Annotated in this window: 1 pseudogene; it reads right to left on the reverse strand. The window is 71.3% G+C overall.

Annotated features, from left to right (window positions below):
- Nucleotides 1–244: 244 nt before the first annotated feature.
- A pseudogene (locus FMEAI12_RS01375) lies at nucleotides 245–620 on the reverse strand (transposase); the annotation flags it as partial.

Below are 620 nucleotides of genomic sequence, written 5' to 3' on the forward strand. Positions count from 1 at the left end.
CAATGCCGTGAAGCGTAGTTTGATCTTGCTGGGATCTGGTCATGCTGCGCGTGGGGCGAGGGGGTGGAGCCGGATCGTTGGCGGGCCTGGGTGGCGGGTCGAGGCGGGTTCGCCGGGTTTCTTGACGCGGTAGCTGTTGTGGCGGGGGCGTTTGACGGCGCGGGGGCAGGTGCGGTCGCGCCGTGGCGGGTTGAGCGTGCGGGTGATCTCGGCGTGGAACCGTGGCAGTTGGGCGTGCCAGTCCTCAGGGGGGAATGTCCGCCGTCCCGGTGGCGGAACGGCGGACGAGGCGCAGGGTTCGGGCGAAGCCGACCCGGTCGGGGTCGACGTCGGCGGCCTCGGCTGCCTGGGCGATCAGGGCGGTGATCGCGTACTGGACGGTCAGCCAGGCCCACATCTCCTGGACGGCCAGGTCCGGCAGCCGGGAGCGCAGGATCCTGCCGGGGCCGCGCAGGTGGGTCTTGAGCTGGTCGTTGGAGGTCTCCTCCTCCCACCGCTCGTTGTAGCCGGCGGCGATCTCGTCGGCCCGGGCGTCACGTGGGTCGAGGATGGTGGTGAGCACGACGACCAGTTCGCCGGTGCCGCCCCCGGCCCGGTCGGGGATGTCGTACTCGACGACC

The sequence above is a fragment of the Parafrankia sp. Ea1.12 genome, from assembly GCF_900465275.1.
GTDB classification, from domain to species: Bacteria; Actinomycetota; Actinomycetes; order Frankiales; family Frankiaceae; genus Parafrankia; species Parafrankia soli.